The following is a 20,800-nucleotide window of genomic DNA, read 5'->3' as shown; positions in this document are numbered from 1 at the left end:
AATGTCGTACACATCGTTCACGGAAGTGTGGACTATATCAGACGGTTAAAGCTTGTATAACAGAATACTTTTGTTCGAAAATTGAAAATACGTCGTATCCCCCGCATTGTGATATCACAGTGCGGGGGATTTTTTGCGAGAAAAAGGGAGGAGAAACTGCCTATCAACTAAAGAAAAAACATGTTATTTCGCTATCTGGTGGGAAAGATTCCACAGCACTGGCCCTGCGTATGAGGGAAGAAGGCTGGCCAATGGATATCTTACTCTTTGTAGACACAGGATTGGAATTTCCTCAGATGTACGAACACATCGACAAGCTGGAGCAATATCTGCAATTCCCAATCACGCGGCTGAAGCCGCCGCATTCTTTTGAGTACCTGTTCTATGAATACGCGCCGCCCCGCAAAAATCCGGCGCTGGAGGGACTGTCGGGGCTAAGCTGGCCGGGGCCCCAGTGCCGGTGGTGTACCGCAAGGCTCAAGACACGCATCATCGACCGCTATCTGCGGGAATTGAAAAAGGAGTTCGAAGTTGTTCAATACATTGGTATAGCTGCGGACGAGCAGGAACGTGTACGTGAATTTCAATATCCGCTGGTGGAGTGGGAGATGGCAGAAGCCGACTGTCTTGCGTACTGCAGGGCGAGGGGCTTCGATTGGGGCGGGCTGTACGACCTGTTCCGGCGCGTATCATGCTGGTGCTGTCCGCTGCAGCCACTCTCAGAACTGCGTACCCTGCGAAAGCACTTCCCGGAGCTATGGGAAAAACTGCGGTATATGGACGCGCATACATGGCGGCAGTTCCGCGCGGACTATTCAGTGGAACAGTTGGAACAACGCTTTGCGTTGGAAGAAGAACGTGCAGTACAGGGCCTGCCCCTCAAGGGGCGGGACTTTTATGCTGCCCTCAAAAACCGGCTGGGGGAAAATGCTGGAGAAACGGGGAGGAGCTTATGAAACAGCCAACGCCATGGTGGATGTGGCTGCTGCCCTTGCCCATCGTTTGGTGGTTTGCTCTGATAACAGTCGGGGTGTGGAGACCGGGGATGGACCTGATGAGGCTGATGGAGGAGTTGAGCACCGCGCTGGAGCAGCCGTGGAATATCCGCTGGTCCGAGTATTCCGGCAGGTGCCTGCTGCTGTTTTCATTCGTTTATGCAGTGGCTGTCGGTATGGTACGGTCCAGCGTAACGGCCACACGCCGGGGCGAGGAACACGGCTCCGCACATTGGGGAGATGTGTTTGGAATTGCCCGAAGATACCGGGACAAACGGGGCGGCAACCTCATCCTCACCCAGCACTTTACCATCGGCTGGGACGGATACAGGCACAAACACAACATCAATGTGCTTGTGGTGGGCGGTTCGGGCGCGGGAAAAACACGGGGGTACTGTGTGCCGAACATACTGGAGGCGGCGGGCCGAAACAAAAATGCGCCGCCCTGTTCGCTGGTGGTCACAGATCCAAAGAGTGAAGTGCTGCGTAAAACAGGAGCATTACTCATTGCGCGGGGCTATGAGGTGCGTGTGCTGGACTTGACCAGCCCGGCCACTTCGTTTTGCTATAATCCCCTGCAATACATCCAAAGCGACAAAGATGCGCTGCGCATGATCGATACGCTCATCCAGGCGACCACGCCGCCAGGCAGCAAAAATAACGATCCATTTTGGGAAAAAAGCGAAACGGCGCTGTTGCAGGCATTGGTGCTGTATCTCATCCATGAGGCGCCGGAACACGAGCAGAACCTGCCTATGGTGATGGAGATGTTACAGGCAGCAGAAGTCAAAGAGGATGACGAGGACTACGAGTCACCTTTGGATATGCTGTTCGCACGCCTCGAGATGCGAGACCCGGAGAGTGTTGCGCTCAAACAATACCGGGTTTACAAAATGGCGGCGGGAGATGTATGCTCTAAGTGACTTCTTAATCATGGTTTTTGTCATGGTTAGTGAAGCAGTCACTTAGAGCATTTTCATTTCAGGAGGTACAGCTATGAGAAACGAAAAAATCACCCCACTGTACGAGCGTTTGAGCCGCGATGATGAGTTACAGGGCGAGAGCAACTCCATAAGCCATCAAAAGCAGATGTTAGAGGACTTTGCCCGCCGGAACGGGCTGCCGAACCCCACTCACTTCACCGATGACGGCGTATCGGGAACCCGTTTTGACCGTCCCGGCTTTCTGGCGATGATGGAGGAAGTCGAGGCCGGACGAGTGGAGGCCATTGTTATCAAAGACATGAGCCGCCTGGGGCGTGACTATCTGAAAGTCGGCCAGGTCATGGAGATTTTGCGGCAGCGCGGCGTCCGGCTGATCGCTATCAATGACGGTGTAGACAGTCTGAAAGGCGATGATGATTTTACCCCGTTCCGCAACATCATGAACGAGTTTTATGCCCGCGACACCAGCCGGAAAATCCGCTCCGTGTTCAAGTCCAAGGGCATGAGCGGCAAGCACCTGACCGGCACTGTCATTTACGGCTACCTGTGGGACGAGAAGCGGGAACACTGGCTTGTTGACGAAGAAGCCGCCGAAGTGGTACGCCGCATCTTTTCCCTGACGATGGAGGGCTACGGCCCCTATCAAATCTCCAAGCTGCTGTCCGAGGCAAAGGTTGAAATCCCCGCTGTCCATCTGGCCCGCTTTCACGAGGGCGTAAACAGGTCAAAGCCGGTCAAAGACCCCTACGGCTGGGGATCGTCCACCATTGTGAACATCCTAAAAAAGCGGGAATACCTGGGCCATACTATCAATTTCAAGACCCGCAAGCACTTCAAGGACAAGAAAAGCCACTATGTTGACGAAAGCGAGTGGACGATTTTCGAGAATACCCATGAGGCCATCATCGACCAGGAAACCTTTGACAATGTGCAGCGCATCCGGGCGAATGTCCGGCGCTACCCGGACGGCTGGGGCGAGGCCCACCCTTTGACCGGCCTGATGTACTGCGCCGACTGCGGCGGCAAGATGTATGTCCATCGCGTCAATAACGGCAAGCGTGACCCACAGTTTACTTGCAGCCAGTACAGCAAGTACCCTATCGGCGCCCTTTGCCCCACACAGCACCGCATCCGGGCCGAGGCCGTCCTGACCCTGATAACCGATATGCTCCGGGCCATCGCGGAGTATTCCAAAAATGACCGGGCCGAGTTTATCCGCACCGTCCAGGAAACGCAGGCCGCCCAGCAAACCGCCGACATATCCAAAAAGCGGAAACGGCTGGCCGCCGCCCAAAAGCGGGCTGGGGAACTGGAAAAGCTGATTTGCAAAATCTATGAGGACAACGCCTTGGGTAAGCTGCCGGACGCCCGGTATGAGGCCCTGGACGCACAGTATGCCAAAGAGCAGGACGCTCTCCATGCGGAAATCACGGAACTGGAAAAGGCCGTTACCGGCTATGAGCAGAGCCGGAAATCTGCGGAGAAGTTTATTGCCCTGATTGATAAGTACGAGAACTTCGACACGCTGACAAACACCATGCTCAACGAGTTTGTAGAGAAAATCCTTGTCCATGAGCGCGCCCGGAAAGGCAGCCAGGATACCACGCAGGAGGTTGAAATCTACTTCAACTTTGTGGGCCGGTATATCCCGCCCGCCTTGCAGCCGGTTCCCCTGACCCCGGAGGAACAGGAAGAACTGCGGAAGAAGGAGGAACGCAAAGACAGGCTTCACCAGAACTACTTGCGCCGCAAGGCCAATGGCAAACAGAAGGAATGGGAAGAACTCTACAACGCCAAGCGCAGGGCCCAGGTGGAGGCAGCAAAGGCCGCGATCCGGGCCGAGGACATGGAAAAGGGCGTTTTTATCCCCGTCAGCCAGTTACCCAGGCAGGAGCCGCGCAAGGCCGCTTTACCGGCCAGCGCCGCAGTTTAACCGTCACAGTGCAAAGGAGGATGAACATGAGCAAATTGACTTACACCCGCTGCGGAGATTACTACATCCCCGACCTGAAACTTTCCGAGCAGCCGGAGGCCCCCATTGGCAAGTATGGCCGTATGCGGCAACGCTACCTGAAGGAACACCGGCCCGGCCTTTACAGCAGCTTGATTTTGAGCGAAAAGCTGTACCCGCACCTGTTGGAGATTGACCGGGAGGCGCGTGAACGGATGGACGCCATGCTGCCCCGTATGATGGAAGCGGCGGGCGTCACCGAAGAACTGAAAGCCCGTGACTCCATGCGCTGGGTGGGGCTGATGAACACGCTGAAAGCACAGGCGGAGGAAGTTATTTTTCAAGAATTGATTTATACCTAACACTATCCGGAAACAGAGGATTTTCCTCTGTTTCTTTTTGCCAGAAAAACATTTGACATCACTCGTTATCGCGCCTATACTGAAAATGGTTAGCCACATCAAACCGAAGGGAGGCGTAGGAAGTGCTTGCCTATGACAAACAAACACTCTCTGGCGCGATTGAGATTTTATCACAGTCAGAATTGCCAGATAAATTTGAGGGAATGAAACTATATGGTTCTCCGGAAGAAGCCAAAGACGAATTGTGTCAGGACTGTAAAATATTCAGGCTGTCGAATGAAACGGGATATGGACGGATTACTGTTTATCAGGTTTTTCCGGGTATTGAGCTTTACTACAACGATATGCACATAGGATATTGCAACCAAAACCAGGCTACCGCAAAAAACATGATAGAGATCAACCATTGTTTAATCGGGCGATTTGAGTGTAGTTTTGGTGAAAATAGCTGTTGCTATATGGCGGAAGGTGACTTGTCTATCAGTTCTATGATGAAGAGAAAGTCAAACTCGTGTTTTCCCCTGAACCACTATCACGGCATTTCCATTATCATCAATTTGGATGAGTTGTTGCCGGAGGTACGGCGGATTATGGAACTGCTAAATATTGATCTGCACTACATACAAAAATATATATGCGAAGGAAACCGCTGCTGCATTATGCGGGCGAACCCGTCTATTGAACATATTTTTTCAGAGCTCTATCATGTCCGGGAAAAAAGAAAACCGGGATACATGAAAATTAAAATGCTGGAACTGCTCCTTTTTTTAAGCGATCTCAATACAGCAGAAGAAGTTTTGCAGACGGATTATTACAATCAAAATCAAGTTGCATTGATTAAGGCCGTAGCGTCATATATCACGGAAGATTTAACGACACACCACACGATTGAGCAGCTTTCTCAAAAATTTAAGATTTCTACAACTGCGTTGAAAAAATGTTTCCGGGGAGTTTACGGAACCTCTGTTTATTCCTACCTTCGCACCTATCGGCTTCAAGTTGCTCAAAAGCTGCTGCTTGAGACAGAGTTACCGGTGACGGAGATTGCAAGCAAAATCGGATATGAAAATCCGAACAAATTTACTTCTGCCTTCAAGGAAATGTATGGCAGTTCTCCAACAGAGTTCAGAAAGAGTGTCCGTTTGGATAGAAACGGTCCGTATGGAGTGGCGAAGAAGTCTGAGCTATATTAAACTATCCTTTGTCAGATAAAAGCAGAAAGAACGCTTGAAGCTGGCCTATTTTTTGAGTAGCTGGTTAGATAGTGCTAACTTTCTGAAAGACAAAGGAGGATTTCCAAATGGGAAATGAAAAATCGACAGGTAACAAATATACTGTCAAAGATGCGGCTATCATTGGTATTTTCTGTGCGGTCATGTTCGTGGTATTTATGGTTTACTCAACCCTGACCGGCGCTTCTCTATTTTACTCCATGATTTTCAATGCCGCTGGCGCAGCACTTATCCTTGCGCCATTTTATGTTTACATGTGCATGAAAGTCGGCAAGCATGGCCCCGCCCTTGTCTACAATATCATGTGGGCGATTGTCGCCGGACTGATGATGGGGCCGTTTATGATCCCGTGGTTTTTGGGCGGCGGTATCATTGCAGAGCTTTCCATGTGCGGAAAGAATGCTTACCATGACATTAAGCGTGTGTCTGTTTCGTGGGTAATCACGGCGTTGGTTCGTGCTGCACATGGTATGTCAGAAATCTGGTTTTTCAGAGATGCGTTCCTCGCTACTGGTGTCAGCGAGCAGCAGGTTCAGATACAGACCCAGTATTACACCGATCCGAAGTATGTCATTTTGAGCCTGGTTGTTACTGCTATTCTCGCCGTCCTCGGCTGTATGATTAGTAACAAACTGATTGTGAAGCACTTCAGAAAGAGTGGCGCGATTAAATAAGCTATGAACATAAAATTTGATTTTCGGACCAAATTGCTTGTCATAGTTCTCACTATGTCGCTTGTGGCGGTGCTCACAAGCGACATTTTGATATACACGCTTTTGGGAGTTTTAAGTGTGTATCTGATTATTCAGGGCTTTGGCAGGCAGACTATAAAATATCTGATTGTCTGCGGTGTTTTTATTGTGCTGCGGCTGATTTCAGGCGGACAGGGCATTACTATTCTTATGCCGGAAATGTTTCTATTCATGGTGTTGCGTATTTTGATGATGGTTATGGCGGCACAGCCTGTGATTGGTATGCCGCCAGGAGAAGTAGTGGCCGTTTTCAAGAAAATACACGCTCCTGATGGAATTGCTTTACCTGTGACCTTTATGCTGCGTTTCTTTCCCACCGTCCGCAGTGAGTTTTCTGATGTTTTTGCTTCTCTTCGGCTGCGAAAATTACTGTCATGGAAACACCCTCTGGATGCAATGGAGTATATTGTTACACCTGTTATTTTCCGTTCATCCAGAATAGCAGAAGAACTTGCCGCTTCTGCCGAAAGCAGAGGAATATCTAATCCGGGGAAACATACCTGCCGCAGAAAGATAGAATTTCAAAAACGGGATTGGATTATGTGTGTGATTGCTGTTTGCGTAACAGTGCTCTATTTTATGCTGGAAAGGACGGTAGCGTAATGGAAAATTTTAAGACAAGACGATCCGTTATCCAGTTTGAAGATGTATCTTTTGAATATCCGGGAGCCGAAACAGAAAGTATCCATCATATCAGTCTTGATGTAAAGGAGGGCGAGTTCCTCGTTCTGACTGGAGGGAGCGGCTGCGGAAAGACAACTTTAACACGATTGATAAACGGGTTGGCCGAACAATTTTATGAAGGAACGCTGAAAGGGCGTGTCACACTGCTGGGACGCAGCATATCGGAATATCCTCTGTATGAAATCGGGAAAAAAGTAGGTTCAATCTTTCAAGATCCAAAGAGCCAGTTTTTTGCCAGTACTACAGAGGATGAAATTGCGTTCGGGTGTGAAAACTATGGCGTTCCGTATGAAGAACTGGATGGACGGGTTTCAAGTGCGATCAAACGTATTAACGGAGATATGCTGCGCGGGAAAGAAATTTATCCGATGTCCAGCGGAGAAAAACAGAAAATAGCGGTGGCCTCCGTCAATGCTGTTGACCCGGAAATTTATGTGTTTGATGAACCTTCGGCCAATTTGGATATGTATTCCGTTGAGGCGCTTAAAAATTTGATGGGTGGACTAAAAGCGGAAGGCCACACAATCATTATTGCTGAACACCGGCTTTATTATCTTACTGACCTTGCAGACCGTTTTCTTTATATGGAAAACGGGAGCATAAAAGAAGAATGGATGGCGGGAGAACTGCTCTCTATTCCAGAAGAAAAAAGACGAGCCATAGGAATACGGGCGGCAGATTTACACCATATTGAAGTAGATATTCCCCCTACAAAAGAAAAAGATATGACGATGGAGGTAAAGGATTTGGCGTTTTCCTATCGCAAACATCCGGTTTTCCACGATATATCTTTTCGGGCGTATGCTGGCGACCTGATTGCGATTGTAGGCCATAACGGAATAGGAAAAACTACTTTGTCGAATATTCTTTGTGGTATGCAAAAGGAAAAAGAGGGTCAGGTCATATATAACGGGACAAAGGTATCTAAAGGCAAAAGGAAAAATTTTGCCTACTTTGTTATGCAAAATACAGATTGCCAGTTGTTTGGGGACAGCGTAGAAGAAGAACTGCTATTAAACGGAAAAGGCAGTACCCAGGAGCAACGCGATGATCTGCTAAAACTATATGGCTTGTTTGAATGGAAAGAACGGCATCCCGCTACTCTTTCCGGCGGGCAGAAACAACGGCTCGCTCTCGCTGTATCGGATTGGATAGATACCCCCGTTTTGATTTTGGATGAGCCTACCAGCGGTCTTGATTTCAAAAATATGATGAGAATATCGGAGCATTTGAAAGCTCTGGCGCAAAAAGGAAAGACAATTTTAATCATTACCCACGATTATGAATTTGCCGCTATGACTTGCAATCGGGTTCTGCATTTCGTTGATGAAGGTCATGTAGAAACATTTCCGTTACAGGAAAATTTGTCCCGCTTATATTCCTGCCTTATGTGTCAATGAATTATGTGTCTGATTGGATAGATACGCTCTGTATGGAGTGGCAGAAACAACTGAATGATTTTATGATAATAGACGGGTTAGAAGATGCTAACCCGTCTATTATTGCGAAAGGAGCCTTGCTTATGGATAAGCAAAAAAATGGAGAACTGTCCAGAATGTTCAGTTACGCAGGGAATTACCATGCTCTGACCATTTTGGGCTGTGTCCTCTCCGGGATTAGTACCATTTTGTCTATGCTGCCTTTTGTTTGTATATGGCTTGTTATCCGTGATTTGATCCAGGCATTCGCTGCGGGGGATATATCTCTTGCAACGGAAAGTACTCGTTATGCGTGGATAGCAGTCGTGTTTGCAGCAGCAAGTATTTTAATTTATTTCATCGCTTTGAACTGTACCCACCTGGCGGCGTTTCGTACAGCGACCAATATGCGGAAAACAGCAATTCACCATATTGTGACACTGCCGTTGGGCTATTTCAGCCAAAATGCCAGTGGACGGCTGCGGAAAATCATTGATGATAATGCAGGACTTACAGAAGGGTTCCTGGCCCATCAGCTCCCGGATTTGACCGGTGCAGCCGTCATGCCGGTTGCGGTTATTGTTTTGATTTTCCTCTTTGACTGGCGGCTGGGAATTTGCTGTCTGATACCTATGGGGATCAGCGTCATCTTTTTGAAACAGATGATGGGTGGAGATAATGCACAGTTTATGGGCAAGTATATGACCGCATTGGAAACAATGAACAAAGAGGCCGTGGAATACATTCGCGGTATCCCTGTTGTAAAGGTGTTTCAGCAGACAATTTACTCCTTCAAAAATTTCCATGCAGCGATAGAAGAATATGAGAAATTTGCTTCCGGGTATGCTTTGAAATGTCGTATTCCTCTTACCGGATTTACAGTAACGCTGAACGGCACATTTGTTTTGCTCATTCCGGTGGTTATGTTTATTCTATCTGGGATCAGCGGACAGGCGGCTTATGAAAATGTTGTACTGGATTTCCTGTTTTATAGTCTGTTTACCCCGGTCTGTGCAACTATGATGAACCGTATCATGTTTGCCAGTGAGCAGCTTATGGCCGCAAAAAGCGCAGTCAGCCGAGTGGACGAAATTTTGCAGGAAAAGCCATTAAAGGAGCCGGAGCATCCTATGATTCCGGCAGACGCTTCGATTGTGTTTTCGGATGTATCTTTTTCCTATCCAGGTGCCCAAGAAAAAGCCTTAGACCATATCAGCTTTGTGGTTCCAGCAGGGAAAACGGTTGCGCTTGTTGGAGCTTCTGGCAGTGGTAAAAGTACGGCGGCAAGCCTCATCCCCCGATTTTATGATGTTCAGTCAGGTTCCGTTACGATTGGCGGCGTGGATGTCCGCAATATTGAAAAACGAGAACTGATGAAAAGAGTTGCTTTTGTGTTTCAGAATACCCGTCTGTTCAAAGATACCTTACTTAATAATATTAAGGCGGCCCGTCCAGACGCCACCAGGGAAGAAGTGATGAAAGCGGCCAATGAAGCACAGTGCAAAGATATTATTGACCGGCTCCCGGATGGACTTGATACGCTCGTTGGAACAGGAGGTACTTATCTTTCAGGCGGCGAAAACCAGAGGATTGCGTTGGCAAGAGCAGTCTTAAAAGATGCTCCTATTATCGTGCTTGACGAAGCCACAGCATTTGCAGACGCCGAGAACGAACATCAGATACAGCTTGCCTTTGAGCGGTTGACCCAAAATAAAACTGTTCTGATGATAGCCCACCGGCTTTCTACGATACAGGATGCAGATCTCATTCTGGTCTTTAAGGATGGACAGATTGCAGAAAGGGGAACACACGAAGAACTATTAAACTTAAATGGAATTTATTCCTCCATGTGGAAGGATTACCAGACATCGATTGCATGGAAGGTCGGAAAGGAGGGCGAACAGCATGATTAAAGCATTGAAGAACAAGTATGCGTTAAGCGATCAGGGTGCAAAAGACCTGCTGAAAGGAATTATTTATTCCGTACTGGCAAATATCAGTCTTATGTTTCCGGTTATTCTTCTGGCCATCGTCCTCAATCAACTTCTTGCGCCTGTTTTGGGAACGAATGCACCGGAAATCAGCGCCATCGTTTATACGGTGATTGGAATAGTGATTTTAGCCGTTGTTTTTATATTCCACTATTGCCAGTACACTGCAACATATCTCGGAACCTATGACGAAAGCGCAAGGCGGCGCATTGGTCTTGCGGAAAAATTGCGTACTCTTCCGCTGACCTTTTTCCATCAGCGCGATCTTGCTGATCTGACAAGCACCATTATGGGGGACTGTGCAAATTTTGAACACGCATTTTCCCATACAGTTCCGCAATTCTTTGGAGCTGTTATCTCAACTGGTATTGTTTGTATTGGTCTGTTGATCTTCAACTGGCAGATGGGGCTGGCGCTTCTCTGGGTAGCTCCGATTTCCTTTGCAATCGTAATCCTGTCCCGGAAATGTCAGGAAAAACTTTGCAAAAAGCATATGAACACCAGATTAGAACTGGCCGAAGGCATTCAGGAATGTTTGGAAACCGTACAGGATATAAAAGCCTGCAATCAGGAGGAAGATTATCTCCGCAAACTGGATGCGAAGATGGATGCTGCGGAAAAGGCACAGATTTCCTCTGAAATGACGACAGCAAGCCTGCTGACAACTGGACAGATGTTCCTGCGGCTCGGTTTGGCAACGGTAATTGTTGTGGGTAACAGTCTTGTGGTAAATGGAGATACATCCCTGTTTACCTATATCCTGTTTTTGATTGCTGCTTCCCGCCTGTATGATCCGCTTTCCGGGGCAATGGCAAATATGGCAGAGCTGTTTTCCGTACAGCTTCAAGTGAACCGCTTGAAAGAAATTGAAAATTACCCGGAAGAAACCGGAGAGAAAGAGATCCGTACAAACGGATACGATATTACTTTCGACCATGTCCGGTTTTCTTACGAAAAAGGCAAACCAGTGCTGCGGGATGTTTCGTTTACCGCAAAGCAGGGACAAGTCACAGCATTAGTCGGCCCATCTGGTGGAGGCAAAAGTACCGTTGCAAAGCTGGCGGCAAAATTCTATCCGCTGGATGGAGGAAGAATACTTTTAGGCGGAACCGATATTGCCCCACTCAATTCAACCATGCTGATGAAAAATTACTCTATCGTTTTTCAAGATGTCGTACTTTTTAACAACACCATCATGGAGAATATTCGTGTTGGCAAGAAAGACGCTACGGACGAGGAAGTAATTGCTGCAGCTAAAGCGGCTCAGTGTGATGAATTTATTTCAAAATTGCCGGACGGCTATCAGACGGTGATCGGAGAAAACGGTTCTACATTATCTGGCGGCGAGTGCCAGCGCCTTTCTATTGCCCGCGCCCTTTTGAAAGATGCTCCGGTTATTCTCCTGGATGAAGCTACGGCCTCTCTTGATGTAGACAATGAAACAGAAATTCAAAATGCAATTTCAAAGCTGGTCAAAGGAAAGACGGTTCTTATTATCGCCCATAGAATGAGAACGGTCGAGGCTGCTGATAACATCATTGTACTGTCGGATGGTGTTGTAGCCGAAAATGGAACCCATGAGGAACTGATGAAGGAAAACGGGCTATACCACAGGCTGGTCGATTTGCAGACGGCTTCTGCAAATTGGAAGTTAAGCGTTTAATTCGTAATAAGGAGGTACTGATGAAACTTCATGCGTCCGGGGAGGACTACCTGGAAACCATCCTTGTTCTCCAAAAGAAACTCGGTATGGTACGCTCCGTAGATGTGGCCCGGCACATGGAGGTGTCAAAGCCCAGCGTGTGCCATGCAGTGGCTACCCTGCGGGACGGCGGCTTTCTCACAATGGACGAGGATCACTTTCTCCATCTGACCGATGTAGGCCGCGAGGTTGCTGAAAAAATCTACGAGCGTCACTGTTTTTTCACTGAGCAGCTTATTGCCGCAGGTGTTGACCCCACGACTGCGGAGGCCGACGCCTGCCGGATTGAACACATTATCAGCGATGAGAGCTTTTCACGGCTGAAAGAGGCAGCCGCACAAGACCAAGAATAAACCGAATAAGCCAAGCTATCCTGCCCCGCCAGACGGGGAAAGAAAAAAACCGTTGCAGGGCAGGCAGCTTCGTGCGCCCATAATGGATTTTCAGGGTACTGCGGCGGTTTTGAGTAACATCAAGGCCGCCGTTCCTTATACAAAGGAGTGACGCCTACACGCTGACACGGCGGCTTTAGGAGGGAGCCGCCATGAAGCACACTGACCGCCGACAAATTCAGACGATATTTGCACTATCGTCAAAAAAATCCCGGCCACCGAACAGGCCCCGTCTGGCAGCCAGTGCGAAAATTGTCATAATGTAACTGAATACCGTGTTTTTTGCGCTCGAATAGCTTTCTGCTGTCCGGGCGCTTTTTCATACCTATGGGGCCGGAACATCGGGCCAACATGGCCCGAACCCTGTCCCCGGTGTCGTTCCCCGCCGCCCCGTTCAGATTTTCCCGCAAAAATCTGAACGGAGGAAAGGCCGATGGAAGTCACCATCAATTATAACGGACAAGCTGTGGCCGTGGAGGTCACACTGGAAGTCTATGAATTTCTTGACCGGGCCGACCACAAAGCCGAGAACCTGTCCCATGAGCAGCGGCGGCATTGGGATGGCCGGGAGTTTGACGAATACATAGTTGCCACCGAGGGCGTGGGTATCTACGGCGAAACGCCGGAGGAATACCTTTGCCGCATGGAAACGCTGGACGAGCTGATGGCCGTCCTGGACACCTGCACCGAGGCCCAGCGCCGCCGGTTCCTGCTCTATGCCCTGGACGGGCTGACCCTTGCAGAGATCGGGACAGTGTGCGGCTGCTCCAAAGTGGCCGTGTATCAGAGTGTGGAGGCAGTCAGAAAAAAATTTATAAATTTCTTTGAAAACAGGCTTAACGAATGACCTGTTTTCGGGCTACCAAGTGAAAGGGATTGTTTCCCTTATCCCAGCGGGAGGCGGACAGCGGACAAGCTGCCCGCCTCTCCCATTTTCAGGAGGTAAGCCTATGAAAACAATCAATCTGCGGTGGATTTATCCCCACTACCGGCATGACGAGTTTGTGGAGGTCAGCGATGAAGTTTGGGAGGTCATGCGGCAGGCCCAGCGCGAGATGAACAACTATGAGCGCCGGAAGGTCTACCACCGCGCCTACTACTCTCTGGACGCATATAGCTGGACGGAGAACTATGCGCTGGAACACGGCAGATCGCCGGAGGAAATCCTTTTGGAGCGCGAGGAACGGGCCGCCCATCTGCGGCTGCTGGCCGCCTTGCCGGAGGCTCTGGCCCATGCTACCCCCACACAGGCCCGCCGCGTCCGGGCCTACTACATCGCCGGTATCAGCCAGCCGAAAATTGCCCGGATGGAGGACGTACACAGCAGCAAGGTCAGCGTTGCCATTCGGCGGGGCCTGCGGAATATGCGCCGCTGCTATGACGGACTTTTCCCGGCAGAGTGAGGGCGGGCCTATGCAGACGATCAACCTCAAACAGTATTACCCGTTCTGCACCGAGGACACCTTTGTGGAGGTGTCGGATGAAATCGTTGAGGCATTCCTACTGGACAAGCGGGCCGAGGCCGCCAGGGAGAGGAAGATGTACCGCTACAAGGCGTTTTACTCCCTTGACTGCGATGATGGGATTGAGAAGGCCGCCATCGGCTGGGCGCAGCCATCGCCGGAGGATTGCCTGATGGAAAAGGAAGCGCAGGCCGAATACGCCGAGCTGCTCCGGCGGCTCTATGAGGCGATTTCCTCTCTGCCCCCAGCGCAGGCCCGCCGCGTCCATGCCCGGTATATGCTGGGGATGAAAGTGAAGGACATTGCCGCGATGGAGGGTATTACCCCATCCCAGGCTGGGAAGTCCATCCATGCGGCGCTCCGGCGGCTGCGCCGGTACTTCATACGCCGGAAATGGACAAGCGGCCTATGAAAACCATCAACCTGAAAAAATACTACTACCCGATTTGTAAAAAGGACACTTTTGTGGAAGTGCCGGACGAGGTTGCAGACGCCATTGTGGAGGAAAGCCGCGCAGAGGACGCCAATGACGCCAAGCAGCATTATCACTGTTATTCTCTGGACGCATCCCCCGGCATGGAACACCATTTCCCGGAGCAGGCCGTTTCCCCGGAGGATATTCTGGTGGAGAAGGAAACGGAACGGGAACAGGAGGCCGCCCGCGCCCTGATGATGGAACGGCTCCGGGAGGCCCTTGCCACCCTGACGCCCCGGCAGGCAAGCTGCCTGCACGCTCGGTTTTGGGAGGGCAAGCAGTTTAAGGAGATTGCCGAGGCCGAAGGCTTTACGACATCAGCGGCCATCGTCACGGTTCGCAACGCCATTATCAAGTTGCAGAAATATTATATCAAGCGCGGCTGGATGGAGCCGCTGAAGGAGGACGCGATATGCACAAAGAAATCACCACCCAAGCGAAACAGAAAAAAGACGAGCGCGAAGAAGTCCTGAAGGAAATCCGTCAGCTTGAGAATCGCCAGAAGATTTTGGAGAACAAGCAGCGCAACGAGGAACGCAAGGCCCGCACCCGCCGCCTGATTGAACGCGGGGCTATTTTGGAGGGCATTTTCCCTCTGGCCCCCGACCTTCCCGGCGTAGAGGTCAAGGCGTTCCTGATTGCCCTGTCCCATCTTCCGGGGGCGGCGGAACTGGCCGCAAAACTGCCGAAATCCGGGGACAAGCCGTAAGTCCCTTGTTTACAAGGGCGCACTTATACACCGTTGCCGGTGTCGTGCGCCCTGCCGGGGGCTGTTGCGTACTTCGTCCGCGATGGGGAGCTACACTCCCCAAACCCCTTGTGCGCCCCGCGCAGCCAAACACCCGCTTCGCGTCTGTTCGGCTCCACGGAGCCTGAAATATCCCCGCCGAAAGGAGGTGCCACCCATAGATTTTTGCCATATCCCCGTCAGTATCATCAAGCGCAGCGAGGGCCGTTCCGCTGTTGCCGCAGCTGCCTACCGAAGCGGAGCCAAACTGACAAATGAATGGGACGGCCTGACCCATGATTACACCCGGAAGGGCGGCGTTGTCCATGCGGAAATCATGCTGCCCGCCCACGCCCCGCCGGAGTTTGCAGACCGCTCCACCCTCTGGAACAGTGTGGAGCAGATCGAGAAAGCCAGGGACAGCCAGCTTGCCCGCGAGATTGAAGCGGCCCTCCCCCGCGAGCTTACCAGAGAACAGCAGCTTGCCCTTGTACGGGCCTATGTGAAGGACAACTTTGTGGACAAGGGGATGTGCGCCGACTTTGCCATCCATGACAAGGGAACCGGCAACCCCCATGTTCATATCATGCTGACCGTCCGGCCCCTGAAAGAAAATGGCGCATGGGGCGCAAAGTGCCGCAAGGCATACGACCTGGACGAGAACGGCCAGCGTATCCCGGATGGGAAAGGCGGCTGGAAAAACCACCGGGAGGACACCACCGACTGGAACGACAAAGGGAATGTGGAGATTTGGCGGGCGGCATGGGCGGCTTATACCAACCGGGCATTGGAGGCCGCCGGTCAGCCTGCCCTGGTAGACCACCGCAGCTACAAGCGCCAGGGCATTGATAAAATCCCCTCTGTCCACCTGGGGCCAGCAGCCAGCCAGATGGAGAAGCGCGGCATCCGCACCGACAAGGGAGAAGTCAACCGGCAGATCGCCGCTGACAATAAGCTGCTGAAAGAAATCAAGGCCCGCATTACCCGCCTTTACAACTGGTCTAAGGCCGAGGCCGAAAAGCCGGAGGGTCAGCAGCCCAGCATGGTTGACTTGTGGGAGGCCCAGCAGCAACTCAAGCGGCCCGACACCCGCACCGGCAAAATCCGGGCTTTGCAGGAGAGCGCCGCCCTGTTCAGCTTTTTGCAGGCAAACGGCATCCAGTCCATGCAGCAGCTCCACGAAAAAATCGCAGATATGAACACCCGCTACTATGACCTGCGGCGAGAGATCGTCAAGGCCGAGCGCCGGATCGCTGTTCTCACTGAGCGCGGGGAGATGTGGGCGCAGTACAACGAGTACAAGGCTGTCCATAAGCAGCTTGCCAGGGTAAAGCCGGAGAAGCGGGAACTGTTCGAGCAGCGCCACAGCCGGGAACTGATCCTCTATGACGCGGCGGCTCGGTATCTGAAAGAACTGAAAGCCAGCGGCGAGGAACTTTCTCCGAAGGAATGGTGGCGCGAGATCGACCTGCTGACCGCCCAGAAGCAGGCGGACAGCATCGACATGAAGGCCATGCGGGAGGAACTGAAAGCCGTGGAACGGCTCCGCAAGGCCGCCGACCAACTGGCCCGACAGGAACGGGACAAGTCCCGCGACCGGGGGCCGGAGCGGTAAAGGGTACGGCGCTTTGCCGACCCCTTGCGGTGCGTCGCGTTTCACGACACACCTTTGCACAGAATTGTCAACATTCACTCATGGAAGGAGATTGCCTTATGAAGCAGATTATTTTACCCGTCACTGTCCACCTGAATATCCGCCTGCCCCTTGCCCTCTTGCAACCGGAACCGGCAGACGCGCCCACCGGCCCGGAGCCGGAGGCCCATGCCTGCCAGGGCTGCGGTAACTGCGACGGGTGCGGGAAGTGCCAGCATGAAGAAAAGCAAGCCTGAACCCATCCCCGTCATGGACTACCGCCAGTATCGCAGAGCGCGGCGGCTGGTACATGAGTGCTGCAACTATGACGGCGGCAACTGTATCGCGCTGGACGATGGGGAGGAATGTGTCTGCGTCCAGTCCATTTCCTACTCCCTGTTGTGCCGGTGGTTCCGGGCGGCGGTGCTGCCGCTGGACAGGGAACTGGAAACGGCCCTGTTCCACCGCCTGGACGCCAAGCGGTGCGCCGTCTGCGGGGCGCTGTTCACGCCCGGCTCCAACCGGGCCAAATACTGCCCGGAATGTGCGCCGAAAGTCCACCGGCGGCAAAAGGCCGAGTGCGAACGCCGGAGAAGGGTACAGCGTGGACAATTAGAGGGCAAAAACCCCTTGTAAATCAAGGCTTTTTTCGAGGGTGTCGGCGGGGGCCTGATAGATTTATCCTCTGGCCCCCCAAACGGCCCTCTAAATGCGTACAGAAGCCCAAAACGAACCCCAAGGAGGAACCCATGTCAGACAATCGAAAATATTACTACCTGAAACTCAAAGAAAACTATTTTGACGATGACTCCATCGTGCTGCTGGAAAGTATGCAGGACGGTGTGCTGTACTCCAACATTCTGCTCAAGCTGTATCTGAAATCGCTGAAACACGGCGGGAGGCTCCAGCTTGACGAGAATATCCCCTACACGGCGCAGATGATCGCCACCATAACCCGCCAGCAGATCGGCACTGTGGAGAGGGCCTTGCAAATCTTCCTGAAGCTGGGCCTTGTGGAAGTGCTGGACAGCGGCACTTTTTACATGAGCAATATCGAACTGCTGATCGGCCAGTCCTCCACCGAGGCCGAGCGAAAGCGAGCAGCGAGGCTTCAAAACAAGGCTCTTTCCGCGCCTCGGACAAACGGCGGACATTTGTCCGACATTCGTCCACCAGAGATAGAGATAGAGTTAGAGAAAGAGATAGAGATAAAGAGAGAGATAGAGAAGGGACGCCCCGCCCGCGCCTATGGCCGTTACCAGAATGTTTTCCTGACGGACGAGGAACTGGCAGACTTGCAGGCCAGCTTTCCCACCGTATGGGGCCAGTACATCGAAAAGCTGTCCGAGTATATGGCTTCTACCGGCAAGCGGTATCAGAGCCATGCCGCCACCATCCGGCGCTGGGCCAGCGAGGACGCGAAGAAAGCGGCCCCGCCCACCCGCAACCGGGATTACAGCGTAAAGGAGGATGAAACCGTATGATGGAGATTACCGCAGAAATCCGGGCGCTGATCGACAAGGCAGCCGCCGGTGTGGAGCTGGCCTGGGACGAGTACATAGACCCGGCAGACGGCCTTATTCACTGTAAGAAGTGCGGCGGCCAGAGGCAGACCGTTGTGCCTTGCTTTGGGAAACCGGGCTACTTCATGCCCCGCTGTATCTGCCAGTGCCAGCGGGAGGCCGAGGAACAGCGCAAGGCCGCCGAGGAACGGCAGCGCCGCATGGAGCGTATCAGGCGCCGGAAGGCCCAGGGCCTGCAAGACCGCTATCTGTACGACTACACCTTTGCCAACGACAACGGCCAAAATCCTCTGATGGACAAGGCCCGCGCCTATGTGGAGAACTGGAAGGAGGCATACCGAAACAACACTGGCCTGCTGCTGTTTGGGGATGTGGGAACCGGCAAGTCCTTTTTCGCCGGTTGTATCGCCAACGCCCTGCTTGACCGGGATGTGCCGGTGCTGATGACAAACTTTCCCACCATCCTGAACCGCCTGACGGGGATGTTCTCCGATGACAGGGCCGACTTTATCGCCAGCTTTGACGAGTACGACCTGCTCATCATTGACGATTTGGGTGTGGAGCGCAGCACCGAGTATGCGATGGAGCAGATGTTTTTCGTCATTGACAGCCGCTACCGCAGCCGCAGGCCCATGATCATCACCACCAACCTGAAGCTGGCCGAACTCAAGAACCCGCCCGACCTGGCCCATGCCCGTATCTATGACCGCATCCTGGAACGGTGCGCCCCGATCCTCTTTGCCGGGAAGAACTTCCGGGAGGAAAACGCCGGGGCCACTAAGCAGGCGGCGAAAGACATTGTAAACCGTAAGAGCGATTGATTGTTTTGCCGGACGGCGCAGCCCCGCCCGGAGAAAGGAGCGCCATGAACAAAGAAACCCGTACCATGCAGACCGCAGGCACCACCCCCGCCAGAGCGCCGGAGGACGCCCCCGCGCTGGTAAAGAAAATCGGCAAGACCACCTACAAGGTGCGCGTCCATTTCAGCAATACCAGCACCGAAACCATGAGCGACAAAATCAAGCGTATGCTCAAAAACGAGATACAGCAGATGTGACCGGCTGATAAAGCCAGCCGCCTTGTGTTAAACTGATGATGGTACACACCAAAACTTTAGCCAAGGAGGACATGAAAATGCTGTACACAGAAAAAGAGAAAAATGAGATTGAGCGCGTCCGCAAAGTGTTTGAGAAACATATCCGGCAGATGACCGCTTATGATTTGGTTTGGTCGGATAAGGTCGGCTATGTGTGGCTGGCAATATCTATCGACCCGGTCTATATTGACACCGGCAACTGGATAGAGTCCGCTGCCGGTCTTTGTAATGAGTGCTTGAATGATATAGCACTGGATGTTTTTGGAATGACCGGAAACGACCATGACTTCGAGGACGCCGATCCGCTGGAACTGGCCGAGATTAAGCGGCGCTGGAAACCCTATATCGACCAACTGCCGGAATATGCGTACCTTTGCGACGAACTGTTAAGCAGGAGAAAATAACCCATCCGCCAAAGTGTCAGGAGCTAAAATCTGCTTCCTGGCACTTTTTTTGTGGCTTTTTTGTGAATTTGATTAAAAAGTCCTTGACAACTCGTTTCGGGCAAGACAGCCAAAAGTATCCTTGTGAGCGTGGGTGTGCGGCTGTCGGCATTCCTGCTGCCGGAGGTCATAAAGATGACCTGCACAGACGATCTGCATCTGGAGGAATTGGGGGAGAAAAAGGTGGCGCTGTTCTGCTGCATCCCGGACAGTGAGAAATCACTGAACTATCTTGTCGGCCTCATGTACGGCCAGCTCATCCAGGCTCTTTACCATGAAGCGGACCGAAAACATAAAGGGCGACTGCCAGTGCCTGTGCATTTGTTGATCGATGAAGCGCCGAACATTTCCCTGCCCACCGACAGTTTTCTGACATCTCTGGCGACCATGCGCAGCCGCGGCATTTTTACATCCTATATCTGTCAGAACATGGCACAGATCAAGGCGCTGTTCAAGGATAGTTGGGAGTCGCTCGTGGGGCTGTGCGATGAGTTTTTGTATATCGGGGGAAATGAAAAAGAAACACATAAGTATGTTTCGGAGATGCTCGGTAAGCAGACGCTGTCCGCAGATTCCCACAGCCGCAGCCGGGGCCGTAACGGCAGTTACAGTACCAGCACGCAGCTGACAGGCCGGGAACTTCTCACGCCGGACGAGGTGCGTCTGCTGGATAACGGAAAGGCGATCCTGTTCGTGCGCGGCGAGCGCCCCATGATGGACAATAAATACGATTTGAAACGCCACCCGAACGTGCGGTACACAGAGGACGGCGGCGCGCCGCCCTACGATTATACAGCCGCGCGCTTGGTTGAAAACGATCTTTCCGGCAGCCCGGAAAATTATGAACTGCTGGATATGCGCGATTTTTTAGCATAAGAACATACGAACAAACAACAGCGCCAGCCGGAGCAGCAATCTGCTGTCCCGGTTGGCAAAGTAAAGCAGGAGGTATACCCTATTGATTATCTTGAAATCTTTTCATAAAAAGGAAAAAAGCTGTCCGGCAAAGTTGGGCAG

General features: G+C 51.9%; 24 protein-coding genes. All 24 read left to right on the top strand.

Features of this window, described 5'->3' with window-relative positions; all coding sequences use genetic code 11:
- Positions 1 to 119 precede the first annotated feature (119 nt).
- The 24 genes from TQ39_RS15435 (at position 120) to TQ39_RS15325 (ending at position 20,659) form a co-directional block, all read left to right on the top strand.
- Positions 120 to 956 carry a phosphoadenosine phosphosulfate reductase domain-containing protein gene (locus TQ39_RS15435; RefSeq protein WP_050006203.1) on the top strand — a complete coding sequence of 279 codons (837 nt, stop codon included), beginning with the start codon at positions 120 to 122 and terminating at the stop codon, positions 954 to 956.
- Positions 953 to 1,918, top strand: a complete 966-nt coding sequence (locus TQ39_RS15430) for a type IV secretory system conjugative DNA transfer family protein (RefSeq protein ID WP_242853520.1) — start codon at positions 953 to 955, stop codon at positions 1,916 to 1,918. Before TQ39_RS15435 ends, TQ39_RS15430 begins: the two co-directional genes overlap by 4 nt.
- Positions 1,919 to 1,991: 73 nt before the next feature.
- A complete protein-coding gene (locus TQ39_RS15425) occupies positions 1,992 to 3,872 on the top strand; it encodes a DUF4368 domain-containing protein (RefSeq protein ID WP_050006201.1) in 1,881 nt (626 codons plus the stop codon).
- Positions 3,873 to 3,898: 26 nt separating this feature from the next.
- A complete protein-coding gene (locus TQ39_RS15420; protein WP_050006200.1) occupies positions 3,899 to 4,252 on the top strand; it encodes a TnpV protein in 354 nt (117 codons plus the stop codon).
- Between the two features lie 122 nt (positions 4,253 to 4,374).
- Positions 4,375 to 5,445, top strand: coding sequence for a helix-turn-helix domain-containing protein (locus TQ39_RS15415; protein ID WP_050006199.1), 1,071 nt, complete (start codon positions 4,375 to 4,377; stop codon positions 5,443 to 5,445).
- 107 nt (positions 5,446 to 5,552) lie between these two features.
- The gene (locus TQ39_RS15410) at positions 5,553 to 6,158 is read left to right on the top strand and encodes an MptD family putative ECF transporter S component (RefSeq protein WP_050006198.1); all 606 of its coding nucleotides are present in this window, start codon (positions 5,553 to 5,555) and stop codon (positions 6,156 to 6,158) included.
- 3 nt (positions 6,159 to 6,161) lie between these two features.
- Positions 6,162 to 6,839 (top strand): energy-coupling factor transporter transmembrane component T family protein, encoded by a 678-nt coding sequence (locus TQ39_RS15405; protein ID WP_050006197.1) that lies wholly within the window; start codon positions 6,162 to 6,164, stop codon positions 6,837 to 6,839.
- Complete coding sequence (locus TQ39_RS15400) at positions 6,839 to 8,320, top strand: ABC transporter ATP-binding protein (protein ID WP_050006196.1); 1,482 nt, start codon at positions 6,839 to 6,841, stop codon at positions 8,318 to 8,320. Before TQ39_RS15405 ends, TQ39_RS15400 begins: the two co-directional genes overlap by 1 nt.
- 122 nt (positions 8,321 to 8,442) lie before the next feature.
- Positions 8,443 to 10,251 carry an ABC transporter ATP-binding protein gene (locus tag TQ39_RS15395; protein ID WP_050006209.1) on the top strand — a complete coding sequence of 603 codons (1,809 nt, stop codon included), beginning with the start codon at positions 8,443 to 8,445 and terminating at the stop codon, positions 10,249 to 10,251.
- Entirely contained in the window at positions 10,244 to 11,992 is a 1,749-nt protein-coding gene (locus TQ39_RS15390) for an ABC transporter ATP-binding protein (protein ID WP_050006195.1), read from the top strand. Before TQ39_RS15395 ends, TQ39_RS15390 begins: the two co-directional genes overlap by 8 nt.
- Before the next feature lie 20 nt (positions 11,993 to 12,012).
- Positions 12,013 to 12,384: a metal-dependent transcriptional regulator gene (locus TQ39_RS15385; RefSeq protein WP_050006194.1), complete on the top strand. Its 372-nt coding sequence runs from the start codon at positions 12,013 to 12,015 to the stop codon at positions 12,382 to 12,384.
- Between the two features lie 472 nt (positions 12,385 to 12,856).
- The gene (locus TQ39_RS15380) at positions 12,857 to 13,270 is read left to right on the top strand and encodes an RNA polymerase sigma factor (RefSeq protein WP_002596395.1); all 414 of its coding nucleotides are present in this window, start codon (positions 12,857 to 12,859) and stop codon (positions 13,268 to 13,270) included.
- 103 nt (positions 13,271 to 13,373) lie between these two features.
- Positions 13,374 to 13,826 carry a hypothetical protein gene (locus tag TQ39_RS15375; RefSeq protein WP_050006193.1) on the top strand — a complete coding sequence of 151 codons (453 nt, stop codon included), beginning with the start codon at positions 13,374 to 13,376 and terminating at the stop codon, positions 13,824 to 13,826.
- Between the two features lie 10 nt (positions 13,827 to 13,836).
- Positions 13,837 to 14,298, top strand: a complete 462-nt coding sequence (locus tag TQ39_RS15370; RefSeq protein ID WP_050006192.1) for an RNA polymerase sigma factor — start codon at positions 13,837 to 13,839, stop codon at positions 14,296 to 14,298.
- Positions 14,295 to 14,834, top strand: coding sequence for an RNA polymerase sigma factor (locus tag TQ39_RS15365; protein WP_050006191.1), 540 nt, complete (start codon positions 14,295 to 14,297; stop codon positions 14,832 to 14,834). The genes TQ39_RS15370 and TQ39_RS15365 overlap by 4 nt, the downstream gene beginning before the upstream one ends.
- Positions 14,774 to 15,070, top strand: coding sequence for a DUF3847 domain-containing protein (locus TQ39_RS15360; RefSeq protein WP_050006190.1), 297 nt, complete (start codon positions 14,774 to 14,776; stop codon positions 15,068 to 15,070). Before TQ39_RS15365 ends, TQ39_RS15360 begins: the two co-directional genes overlap by 61 nt.
- Positions 15,071 to 15,257: 187 nt before the next feature.
- A complete protein-coding gene (mobQ, locus tag TQ39_RS15355) occupies positions 15,258 to 16,703 on the top strand; it encodes a MobQ family relaxase (RefSeq protein ID WP_082052300.1) in 1,446 nt (481 codons plus the stop codon).
- Between the two features lie 98 nt (positions 16,704 to 16,801).
- Positions 16,802 to 16,978 carry a hypothetical protein gene (locus TQ39_RS21290; RefSeq protein ID WP_164475040.1) on the top strand — a complete coding sequence of 59 codons (177 nt, stop codon included), beginning with the start codon at positions 16,802 to 16,804 and terminating at the stop codon, positions 16,976 to 16,978.
- Positions 16,959 to 17,357, top strand: coding sequence for a cysteine-rich VLP domain-containing protein (locus tag TQ39_RS15350; RefSeq protein WP_050006189.1), 399 nt, complete (start codon positions 16,959 to 16,961; stop codon positions 17,355 to 17,357). The genes TQ39_RS21290 and TQ39_RS15350 overlap by 20 nt, the downstream gene beginning before the upstream one ends.
- Positions 17,358 to 17,470: 113 nt before the next feature.
- Positions 17,471 to 18,205 carry a phage replisome organizer N-terminal domain-containing protein gene (locus TQ39_RS15345; protein ID WP_050006188.1) on the top strand — a complete coding sequence of 245 codons (735 nt, stop codon included), beginning with the start codon at positions 17,471 to 17,473 and terminating at the stop codon, positions 18,203 to 18,205.
- Positions 18,202 to 19,065, top strand: coding sequence for an ATP-binding protein (locus TQ39_RS15340; protein WP_050006187.1), 864 nt, complete (start codon positions 18,202 to 18,204; stop codon positions 19,063 to 19,065). The genes TQ39_RS15345 and TQ39_RS15340 overlap by 4 nt, the downstream gene beginning before the upstream one ends.
- Positions 19,066 to 19,130: 65 nt before the next feature.
- Positions 19,131 to 19,301 (top strand): transposon-encoded TnpW family protein, encoded by a 171-nt coding sequence (locus TQ39_RS15335; protein ID WP_430651171.1) that lies wholly within the window; start codon positions 19,131 to 19,133, stop codon positions 19,299 to 19,301.
- Between the two features lie 77 nt (positions 19,302 to 19,378).
- Positions 19,379 to 19,744 (top strand): hypothetical protein, encoded by a 366-nt coding sequence (locus TQ39_RS15330; RefSeq protein WP_050006185.1) that lies wholly within the window; start codon positions 19,379 to 19,381, stop codon positions 19,742 to 19,744.
- Between the two features lie 123 nt (positions 19,745 to 19,867).
- On the top strand, positions 19,868 to 20,659 hold the full coding sequence (locus tag TQ39_RS15325) for a type IV secretory system conjugative DNA transfer family protein (protein WP_338092838.1): 792 nt from the start codon (positions 19,868 to 19,870) through the stop codon (positions 20,657 to 20,659).
- Positions 20,660 to 20,800: the final 141 nt, after the last annotated feature.

This window comes from Ruthenibacterium lactatiformans (assembly GCF_000949455.1).
Lineage (GTDB): Bacteria > Bacillota > Clostridia > Oscillospirales > Ruminococcaceae > Ruthenibacterium > Ruthenibacterium lactatiformans.
The sequence above is the reverse complement of the archived record's forward strand: the minus strand, read 5'-3'. Positions and strand labels throughout refer to the sequence as shown.

Coding starts and splice junctions, on each gene's coding strand:
- TQ39_RS15430 (WP_242853520.1), top strand. CDS start 953: ATGAAACAGCCAACGCCATGGTGGATGTGGCTGCTGCCCTTGCCCATC.
- TQ39_RS15425 (WP_050006201.1), top strand. CDS start 1,992: ATGAGAAACGAAAAAATCACCCCACTGTACGAGCGTTTGAGCCGCGAT.
- TQ39_RS15420 (WP_050006200.1), top strand. CDS start 3,899: ATGAGCAAATTGACTTACACCCGCTGCGGAGATTACTACATCCCCGAC.
- TQ39_RS15410 (WP_050006198.1), top strand. CDS start 5,553: ATGGGAAATGAAAAATCGACAGGTAACAAATATACTGTCAAAGATGCG.
- TQ39_RS15405 (WP_050006197.1), top strand. CDS start 6,162: ATGAACATAAAATTTGATTTTCGGACCAAATTGCTTGTCATAGTTCTC.
- TQ39_RS15400 (WP_050006196.1), top strand. CDS start 6,839: ATGGAAAATTTTAAGACAAGACGATCCGTTATCCAGTTTGAAGATGTA.
- TQ39_RS15395 (WP_050006209.1), top strand. CDS start 8,443: ATGGATAAGCAAAAAAATGGAGAACTGTCCAGAATGTTCAGTTACGCA.
- TQ39_RS15390 (WP_050006195.1), top strand. CDS start 10,244: ATGATTAAAGCATTGAAGAACAAGTATGCGTTAAGCGATCAGGGTGCA.
- TQ39_RS15385 (WP_050006194.1), top strand. CDS start 12,013: ATGAAACTTCATGCGTCCGGGGAGGACTACCTGGAAACCATCCTTGTT.
- TQ39_RS15380 (WP_002596395.1), top strand. CDS start 12,857: ATGGAAGTCACCATCAATTATAACGGACAAGCTGTGGCCGTGGAGGTC.
- TQ39_RS15375 (WP_050006193.1), top strand. CDS start 13,374: ATGAAAACAATCAATCTGCGGTGGATTTATCCCCACTACCGGCATGAC.
- TQ39_RS15370 (WP_050006192.1), top strand. CDS start 13,837: ATGCAGACGATCAACCTCAAACAGTATTACCCGTTCTGCACCGAGGAC.
- TQ39_RS15365 (WP_050006191.1), top strand. CDS start 14,295: ATGAAAACCATCAACCTGAAAAAATACTACTACCCGATTTGTAAAAAG.
- TQ39_RS15360 (WP_050006190.1), top strand. CDS start 14,774: ATGCACAAAGAAATCACCACCCAAGCGAAACAGAAAAAAGACGAGCGC.
- TQ39_RS21290 (WP_164475040.1), top strand. CDS start 16,802: ATGAAGCAGATTATTTTACCCGTCACTGTCCACCTGAATATCCGCCTG.
- TQ39_RS15350 (WP_050006189.1), top strand. CDS start 16,959: ATGAAGAAAAGCAAGCCTGAACCCATCCCCGTCATGGACTACCGCCAG.
- TQ39_RS15345 (WP_050006188.1), top strand. CDS start 17,471: ATGTCAGACAATCGAAAATATTACTACCTGAAACTCAAAGAAAACTAT.
- TQ39_RS15340 (WP_050006187.1), top strand. CDS start 18,202: ATGATGGAGATTACCGCAGAAATCCGGGCGCTGATCGACAAGGCAGCC.
- TQ39_RS15335 (WP_430651171.1), top strand. CDS start 19,131: ATGCAGACCGCAGGCACCACCCCCGCCAGAGCGCCGGAGGACGCCCCC.
- TQ39_RS15330 (WP_050006185.1), top strand. CDS start 19,379: ATGCTGTACACAGAAAAAGAGAAAAATGAGATTGAGCGCGTCCGCAAA.